General features: G+C 71.4%; 9 protein-coding genes. 4 read left to right on the forward strand and 5 right to left on the reverse strand.

The window, feature by feature from the left end; genetic code table 11:
• Positions 1-86: 86 nt before the first annotated feature.
• The 3 genes from G6028_RS06540 to pdxH form a co-directional block, all read right to left on the reverse strand.
• Positions 87-443: an FKBP-type peptidyl-prolyl cis-trans isomerase gene (locus tag G6028_RS06540; protein WP_182658382.1), complete on the reverse strand. Its 357-nt coding sequence runs from the start codon at positions 441-443 to the stop codon at positions 87-89.
• Positions 444-474: 31 nt separating this feature from the next.
• On the reverse strand, positions 475-1764 hold the full coding sequence (locus G6028_RS06545) for a citrate synthase (RefSeq protein WP_182658383.1): 1290 nt from the start codon (positions 1762-1764) through the stop codon (positions 475-477).
• Positions 1765-1920: 156 nt separating this feature from the next.
• Positions 1921-2586, reverse strand: coding sequence for a pyridoxamine 5'-phosphate oxidase (gene pdxH / locus G6028_RS06550; protein ID WP_179524669.1), 666 nt, complete (start codon positions 2584-2586; stop codon positions 1921-1923).
• A gap of 89 nt (positions 2587-2675) precedes the next feature.
• Here pdxH and serC point away from each other — a divergent pair, with 89 nt between their 5' ends.
• From serC to G6028_RS06565, 3 genes are all read left to right on the forward strand, one after another.
• Positions 2676-3800: a phosphoserine transaminase gene (serC, locus tag G6028_RS06555; RefSeq protein WP_182658384.1), complete on the forward strand. Its 1125-nt coding sequence runs from the start codon at positions 2676-2678 to the stop codon at positions 3798-3800.
• 168 nt (positions 3801-3968) lie between these two features.
• Entirely contained in the window at positions 3969-4853 is an 885-nt protein-coding gene (gene sepH / locus G6028_RS06560) for a septation protein SepH (RefSeq protein WP_182658385.1), read from the forward strand.
• Positions 4854-4861: 8 nt separating this feature from the next.
• A complete protein-coding gene (locus tag G6028_RS06565) occupies positions 4862-5758 on the forward strand; it encodes a DUF6928 family protein (protein ID WP_182658386.1) in 897 nt (298 codons plus the stop codon).
• 13 nt (positions 5759-5771) lie between these two features.
• Here the strand turns inward: G6028_RS06565 and G6028_RS06570 are convergent, their stop codons facing one another.
• Positions 5772-6605, reverse strand: coding sequence for an RNA methyltransferase (locus G6028_RS06570; RefSeq protein WP_182658387.1), 834 nt, complete (start codon positions 6603-6605; stop codon positions 5772-5774).
• Between the two features lie 12 nt (positions 6606-6617).
• The gene (locus G6028_RS06575) at positions 6618-8087 is read right to left on the reverse strand and encodes an NCS2 family permease (RefSeq protein WP_182658388.1); all 1470 of its coding nucleotides are present in this window, start codon (positions 8085-8087) and stop codon (positions 6618-6620) included.
• 75 nt (positions 8088-8162) lie between these two features.
• Here G6028_RS06575 and G6028_RS06580 point away from each other — a divergent pair, with 75 nt between their 5' ends.
• Entirely contained in the window at positions 8163-8432 is a 270-nt protein-coding gene (locus G6028_RS06580) for a DUF2530 domain-containing protein (protein WP_179524663.1), read from the forward strand.
• Positions 8433-8651 lie beyond the last annotated feature (219 nt).

Below are 8651 nucleotides of genomic sequence, written 5' to 3' on the forward strand. Positions count from 1 at the left end.
CCGCGCGCGGGCCGGGCCAGGCGCACACGACGACGCCCCGCCCCCGAGGTGGGGGCGGGGCGTCGGGCGACTCGTCGGCCGCTTCGTCAGGCGTCGAGCAGGTCGATCACGAAGACCAGGGTCTTCCCTCCGAGCGGGTGCAGGGCCGCGGATGTGCCGTAGGCCTTGTCCGGCGGGATGACCAGCTGGCGGCGACCGCCGACCTTCATGCCCGGGATCCCCTCCTGCCAGCCCTGGATGAGGCCGTTGAGGGGGAACGTGATGGACTCGCCGCGATCCCACGAGGAGTCGAACTGCTCGCCGGTCTCGTAGTCGACACCGACGTAGTGGACGGTGACGTTGCCGCCGGCCACCGCCTCGGCGCCGTCCCCCACCGTGAGGTCCTCGCTGTGGAGGTCAGTGGGCGCGGGGCCCGTCGGCCTGTCGATCTCGGGCTTGTCCATGGTGTCTCCTCCTGGAGTCCGGTTCCCGGGCTCAGCGCTGGCTGATCGGGGTGAAGCTCCGCTCGGCCGGGCCGGTGTAGACCTGGCGCGGGCGGTTGATCTTGGTGGACGGATCCTCGCGCATCTCGCGCCAGTGGGCGATCCATCCGGGCATCCGGCCGAGGGCGAACAGGACGGTGAACATCTCGGTGGGGAAACCCATCGCGCGGTAGATGAGGCCCGTGTAGAAGTCCACGTTCGGGTAGAGCTTGCGCTCGACGAAGTAGTCGTCGGCCAGTGCCGTCTCCTCGAGCTTGAGCGCGATCTCGAGGAGGGGGTCGTTGCTCTGCGACAGCAGCGCGTGGGCGTGCTTCTTGGCGATCTGGGCGCGCGGGTCGTAGCTCTTGTAGACGCGGTGACCGAAGCCCATGAGCTTGACGCCGTCGACCTTGTTCTTGACACGGTCCATGTAGTCGGTGGCGTCCCCGCCCTCCGACTCGATCCGCTCGAGCATCTCGAGCACTGCCTGGTTGGCACCGCCGTGCAGCGGCCCGTACAGGGCGTTGATGCCGCCGGTGATCGAGGCGTACAGCGGCGCCTCCGAGGAGCCGACCATGCGGACGGTCGAGGTGGAGCAGTTCTGCTCGTGGTCCGCGTGGAGCACCAGCAGCATGTCGAGGGCGTCGGCGACCTCGTCGGTGACCTCGTAGTCCGGCCCGAAGGTCATGCGGAGGAAGTTGCGGACGTACCCGAGCGACGGATCCGGGTCGAGGGCGCCGTGACCGGAGCGGATGCGCTCGATGGCGGCGGCGAGCGTCGGGCCGCGGCCCAGCAGTCGGGAGGTGGCCAGGTCGACGGCCTTGGGGTCGTCGATGTCCAGGTCGTCCCCGTGCGTTCCGAACAGGCTCACGCCGGCGGAGAAGACGGGCATCGGGTGGGTGTCGCGCGGGAACGCCTGCAGCAACGGCATCATCTGGCCGGGCAGCGCGGTCTCCCCGAGCACCTTCTCGGTGAACTCGGCGAGCTGGGCCTCGGTGGGGTCCTCACCGTAGATGAGCAGGTAGGAGACCTCGAGGAACGAGGCGTTGTCGGCGAGCTGGTCGATCGGGTACCCGCGGTGGCGGAGGATGCCCTCGTTGCCGTCGATGTAGGTGATCGAGGAGGTACACGCGGAGGTGTTGACGAACCCGACGTCCAGCGTGGTCATCCCCGTCTTGGCCAGCAGCGAACCCAGCTGCACCGCGTCGCTTCCGCAGGTCGCCTCCACCACATCGAGTTCGAGCTCACCGCCGGGGTAGGACAGTGTTGCATTGCGGTCCGAACCGTTCGAGCCTGCGGTCACGCGATTCCCTCTCCGACGACTGGTCCCGGCGGCCATGTCCCGCCACGAATGTGCTGTGCCACACCCTACCGTGACGGTCGCCGTCACTTCGAAGCGTGCACCGGTCCGCTCCCCCCGGGCCCCGTCCACCGGGCGGCGTCGGGGCTTCGGCGGGCGTCAGGGCTGCAGTCGCCGGACCGTCCACCCCCCGTCACCCCGGAGGCACTCGACCCGGTCGTGGAACCGGTCCCGGCCCCCCTGCCAGAACTCGACGCGGTCCGGGCGGAGGCGGTACCCACCCCACCTGTCGGGCATCGGGATCTCCTCGACGTCCGCCAGGCGCTTCTCCGCGATCGCGTAGAGCGAGGTCAACTCCTCGACGGACTCCACCGGCTGCGACTGCTCGGACGCCCAGGCCGCCACCTGGGACCCCCTGGGGCGCGTACGCCAGTAGGCGAGGCAGTCCGCCCGGTCCAGCGGTCGGCACTCGCCCTCCACGTGGACCTGCCGTTCCACCACCAACCACGGGAACGTCGCCGACGCGTAGCCGGACTGCGCCAACTGCGCGCCCTTGCGCGAACTCGTCGTCGTGAAGAAGGTCAGACCCCGCTCGTCCGCCCCCTTGCACAGCACCGTCCGGGTCGACGGCCGGCGGTCGGCACCGACGGTGCCGAGCACCATGGCGTTGGGCTCGCGCACCCCCCGGCGCCCGGCCTCGTCCAGCCACGAGGCGAAGAGCGCGACCCAGTCGTCGTGCAGATCGCCCACGTCCAGGCTCGCGTTCAGGCCGTAGCCGACCCGCATCGTGTCGAAGTCGGCCGGTTCGAGTGCGGGATCCTCCATGACCCAGACGCTACTCCGGGCCCGACGCGCCCCCGACTAGGATGGAGCCGATTCGGAAATCCCACCACAAGGAACGGCACCCCAAGAGCATGAGCGATCAGCTGCCCACCATCCCCGCCGACCTCAAGCCCGCGGACGGGCGGTTCGGCTGCGGCCCGTCCAAGGTCCGCCCCGAGCAGATCGAGGCCGTCTCCGCCGCCGCCACCTCGGTGATGGGCACCAGCCACCGCCAGGCGCCGGTGAAGGACGTCGTCGGCCGGGTCCGCGAGGGACTGTCCTCCCTGTTCTCCCTCCCCGACGGCTACGAGGTCGTGGTGGGCAACGGTGGCACCACCGCGTTCTGGGACGCCGCGGCGTTCGGCCTGGTCCGCGAGAAGTCCCTCCACCTGACCTACGGCGAGTTCTCCTCCAAGTTCGCCAAGGTCACCGGCGGCGCGCCCTTCCTCGCCGACCCGATCGTCATCTCCGCCGAGCCCGGGTCGGCTCCCGAGCCCACCTCGGACCCGTCCGTGGACCTCATCGGCTGGGCGCACAACGAGACCTCCACCGGTGTGATGGTCCCCGTGACCCGCCCGGCGGGCTCGGAGAACGCACTCGTCGCCATCGACGCCACCTCCGGAGCCGGCGGGTTGCCCGTCGACATCTCCGACGCCGACGTGTACTACTTCGCGCCGCAGAAGTGCTTCGCCTCCGACGGCGGCCTCTGGGTGTCCATCATGAGCCCGGCCGCCCTCGAGCGCGTGGCCGAGATCGCGGCCACCGACCGTTGGTGCCCGGACTTCCTCTCCCTGCCCACCGCGGTGGACAACTCCTCCAAGAACCAGACCTACAACACCCCGGCCGTGGCCACGCTGCTGATGTTCGCCGACCAGATCGAGTGGATGAACACCCAGGGCGGGCTCGACTGGTGCGTCGCGCGGACCAAGGACTCGTCCTCGCGTCTGTACGACTGGGCCGAGGCCAGCGAGTACGCCACCCCGTTCGTCGCCGAGGCGGCCCACCGCTCTCAGGTCGTCGGCACCATCGATCTCGACGAGAGCATCGATGCCGCGAAGGTGGCCAAGACCCTCCGGGCGGGCGGCATCCTCGACACCGAGCCGTACCGCAAGCTCGGCCGCAACCAGTTGCGCATCGGCATGTTCCCGGCGATCGAGCCGGAGGACGTCACTCGGCTAACCCGCTGCATCGACCACGTGGTGGGCCAGCTCGGCTGACCCCCGACCGCGCGCCGCTCCGGGCGCCCGCCCACGGTTTTTCCGCAGCCCACCCGGCCCGTCACCGCGCCGGGTGGGCTGCGCTGACCTACCATGGGGGGAACGCCCAGGACCCGGGCACGCGCCGTTCCAGCCGCCCACGGGCCCACGAGGAGTCGAGGAGGCGGTATGCGGAAGCTGAGGATCATCGGGGTGGACGCCGACTCGTCCGTGGTCGAGTGTGAGCTCCCGGACTCGGGCGAGACGCTGGCCCTCCCCCTCGACGACCGGTTCCGCGCCGCCGCGCGGGGGGAGTCCGTGCCCCCGGAGGAGTCCCGGCGGGTGCCCGTGACGGGCACGTTACGCCCACGCGAGATCCAGGATCGTATCCGCCACGGCGCCTCCCCCGAGGACGTCGCCGCCGACGCCGGGGTCCCGATGTCCCGGATCGAGGGTTTCGCGGTCCCCGTGCTCCTCGAGCGCGCGAACGCCGCCGATCTCGCCCGCGCGTCGCATCCGGTCCTTCCGGACGGGCCGGCGCTCGACACGCTCGCCGACCGGGTCGAGTCCGCACTCGATCATCGTGGTGTGGACCCGGACGTCGTCGCGTGGGACGCCTGGCGCGACCGTGCCGGCGGGTGGATCGTGCGGACCTCCTGGCCTGCCGGCCTGTCGGACGACGCATCGGCGACCTGGTCGTTCGTCCCCGACTCCCACGGCGGGTCGGCCCGTGCGCTCGACGACGAGGCCCAGCGCATCCTCGACCCATCCCGCGCCACGGCCCTGCGCACCGTCTCGTCCCCTCCCCCGCTCCCCCCGGGCCCTCCTCCGATTCGCTCCGTGCCGACCCCGGTCCGACCCGAGTCGAGGGAACCCGACCCCGCCACGGTGGGGCGGACTCAGCCCCCGGCCGAGCCCGCCCCGGAGTCCGCATCGCCCGCTGCGGTGGGCTCCGTCGACGACCACTTCCTCCAGCACCCGCCGGCCGAACCCGAGCGCCGCACCACCCGCCGGCATCCCACCATGCCCTCCTGGGAGGACGTCCTGCTCGGTGTCCGCGGCAAGGATGACTGAGTCCTGTCATGGGCCACCACGTCGCGACCTTCTGGTACCTGGGCACCGATGACCCGTCCGCCCCCATCAGGTCCGGCCACCCGTCGGACCCCGGTTTCGCCCGGCGTCTGCTCTCCCGCCTCTACCCGACCGTCACCGTCGCCTCGCTGGGAATGTTCCCCCTCAACCGCTCGGCATCGACCGGTCCCGGGGAGGTCTACGTGGGGTCCTACCCCGGGTTGACCGTTCTCCAGACCCAGCTCGAGCAGCCCGTCCTGCCGTCCGCGACCGACGAGACGTGGCTACGCCTCGTCGAGGCACCCACGGTCCTGCTGTTCTCGCACGACCCCGACGACGGGGTCAGCGGGTTCGCCCGCTGGGAATCCGGCCGACTCGTGCGCTCCTTCGCCGGGGCCGACGACCGGATCGTCGAGGACGAGGGCATGCCTCTGCCGTTCGAACGGCCCTACTGGGCGGGTGAGTTCCCCCTGGACTCCGCGGCCGACACCCCGCTAGCGCTCCCCTTCGCGCCGTCGTCGCTACTCCACGCCGCCCACCGCGCCTGGCTGGGGTTCGATCTCTCCCCGGGCGGCCTCGACGTCCCCGTGCACGGGTTCGCCACCGACGGTCGGCGGGAGGTCCGCCAGCGCACCGCGCCCACGGGCGCCGCGGTCCACGTCGTGGGCTCTCCCGGTCGCGCCGAACTCCACGCCGCCACCACACGCGACGTCGGCTCCGGGGCCAGCGGCGGGAGCCCGTCCTCCCCCTACGCCGAGGACGACTACGAACGGGGGCCACTCGTCCCCGCGGTGGCGCGGGCCTCCTCCCCCGTCGCCGGAGCCGTCCGCAGGATCGCCGGGATCGTCGGCGACACCATGCGGCGCGCCGGCGGGGCCATGAATCGTCGTCTGGCGAACCGGCGGTGACACACCGCCACGGTCAGCCGCGCGACCGCTCGTAGAACGCCACCGCTGCGGCCGTGGCCACGTTGAGCGAGTCCGTGCCGGCCGTCATGGGGATCGCCGCCCGGACGTCACACGCCCGCATCGCGTGCTCGGTGAGACCGGGACCCTCCGCGCCCAGGACGAAGGCCACCTTGTCCGCGTCGACGGCCCGGGACAGCGGCACCTCCGCCGACGGGGTCAGCGCCACGGTGCGGAAGCCGCGCGCGGTCAACTGCCCGAGGGAGTGGTGCCAGGTGGTCGGGGTCCCCGGCAGGTGCGCGAACGGCAGCCGCAGGACATGCCCCATGGACACGCGCACCACCCGCCGGTAGAGGGGGTCCCCGGTGGCGGCGCCGAAGAGCACCCCGTCGACGCCGAGCGCCGCGCAGTTGCGGAAGATCGCCCCGAGGTTCTCGGGGTCGTTGACGCCCTCGAGCACCACGAGGGTCCGGGCACCGCCCACGACGGCGTCGACCTCGAGCGGCGTCGGCCGGTCGGCGGCGGCCAGGATGTCGCGGCTGGACCGGAACCCGATCACCTCGCTGAGCACGTCCTTGGTGGTGCGCAGGTACACGGCGCCGTCGGCGCGCTCATCGGCGTCCCAGCCCTCGGCGGTCGCCTCACGCCGCAGTTGCCGCAGGCGCGCGTCGGTCCCCAGCAGGACGTGCGGGCGGAACCGGGACAGCAGCATCCGACCCACCACGTAGGTACCCTCCGCGATCACCAGGCCCCTGCCGCCCGGCAGGTCGGGGCGACGGTCGGAGTGGTTGAGGTCGCGCAGATCGTCCAACCTGGGATCGGCGGGATCGGAGACGTCGACGACGAGCACTGCCCGCGCCGCTCAGGCCAGCAGGTCGGTGATGGGCCCGATCGCGAAGAACACGAGGAACGCCGCCGCGACCACCCACAGCAGCGGGTGCACGGACCGGGCCTTGCCGGTGGCGGTGGCCATCACGACCCAGGCCACGAACCCGATGCCGATGCCGTTGGCGATCGAGTAGGTGAACGGCATGGTGACGATCGTGAGGAAGGCCGGGAGCGCGATCGCGAAGCGCGTGAAGTCGATGTTGACGATCTGCGACATCATGAGTGCGCCGACCACCACGAGCGCGGGGGCCGCCGCCTCCACCGGGACGACCTCGTACAGCGGGGTGAAGAACATCGCGACGAGGAAGAGGGCACCGGTGACGATGTTCGCCAGGCCGGTGCGGGCGCCCTCGGCGATGCCGGTGGCCGACTCGAGGAAGACCGTGTTGGACGACGACGAGGTGAAGCCACCCGCCACGGCACCGACGCCCTCGACCACGAGCGCGGTCTTCATGTTGGGCAGATTGCCCTTTTCGTCCATGAGCCCGGCCTCCTTGCCCAGCCCCGTGAAGGTGCCCATGGCGTCGAAGAAGTTGGCGAGCAGCAGGGTGAAGACGAACAGACCGGCCGCCAGCGGACCGATCCGGACGAACGCGCCGAAGAGATCCACCTGCCCGATGAGGGACAGGTTGGGCAGCCCACCCAGGGTCTCGGGGATCCCCGGGACCGCGAGGTTCCACCCGGTGGGCGAGGGCTCACCGTCGACGAAGGACGGTCCGGCGTTCGCGACGGCCTCGACGATGATGGCCACGACGGTGGTGACCACGATGCCGATGAAGATGCCGCCGCGCACCTGCCGGGCCACGAGCACACCGCACAGCAGGAGCCCGAAGGCGAACACGGCGGTGGGCCACGAGGCGATCGACCCCTCGATCCCCAGTCCCACCGGGACCGTGGTGCCCGCGGCGTCGGGGAGTCGACGCACGAAACCGGAGTCGACGAAGCCGACCATGGCGATGAACAACCCGATGCCCACGGCGATCGCGGCCTTGAGGTCCGAGGGGATGGCGTCGAAGACGGCCTTGCGGAACCCGCTCACCGCCAGGATGACGATGATGATGCCCTCGATGACGATCAGCCCCATGGCCTCGGCCCACGTGACCTGCCTGGCGATGGTGACCGCGACGAGGGAGTTGATCCCCAGGCCGGTCGCGAAGGCGAACGGGTAGCGGGCGATCGCGCCGAACGCCACCGTCATCACCCCCGCGGTGAAGGCGGTGACGGCGGCGATCTCGATGATCGACAGCTGGTTGCCCTCGACGTCGACACCCGAACCGAGGATCAGCGGGTTGAGCACGATGATGTAGGCCATCGCGAATAAGCTGACCAACCCGCCGCGCACCTCGCGGGCCACCGTCGAACCGCGCTCACTGATCTTGAAGTACCGGTCGACGGCCCCGATCCGTACGGGGGACCGCGACGGGGCCCCGGCGCTCTGCGACATCTGGAGACCTTCCTGGCGGTGGGTGAGGAACCGTCATAGAGTAACCGGCCCCCCGCCTGCGGTAGCGTCGCGGTCATGACGGACAGCCCGGCAGAGCCGCAGGTGCCCCGGATCCCGGCCTACCTGCTGGACCCGCGGCCCGTCGTCCTCATCGGGACCCTCGCGTGGACGATCGCCCTCCTGGCCATGATGCTCATGGACGAGGTCGACATGCGAGCGGTGATCCTCTGCGCCGTGGGTGTGGGCGTGGGTGCGGTCGGCACACTCGTCTACGCGCTCCAGCGGCGTGCCGTCCTGCGCGGCAGTGCGGGCGCACAGGGCGGTCTCGACTTCGACCGCATCTGAGCTGTCGGCACCTGAGATGCCTGCGGGATCAGTCCTGACCGGCGGCGGGGGCCGGCGGGATCAGGGCTGGTCGGGACCGCCCGCCGGACCGGCCTGCCCCACCTCGTCGCCCTGCCCCACCTCGTCGCCCTGCTCAGCCGCCCCCCGCGCCCGGGCGGCGGTGGCCGCCAGTTGCTGGGGGAGCACCACCACGTCCACGGCGGCGTCGTCGTACGCCTC

It is taken from the genome of Dietzia cercidiphylli (assembly GCF_014145145.1).
In the GTDB taxonomy this organism is placed as follows: Bacteria; Actinomycetota; Actinomycetes; order Mycobacteriales; family Mycobacteriaceae; genus Dietzia; species Dietzia natronolimnaea.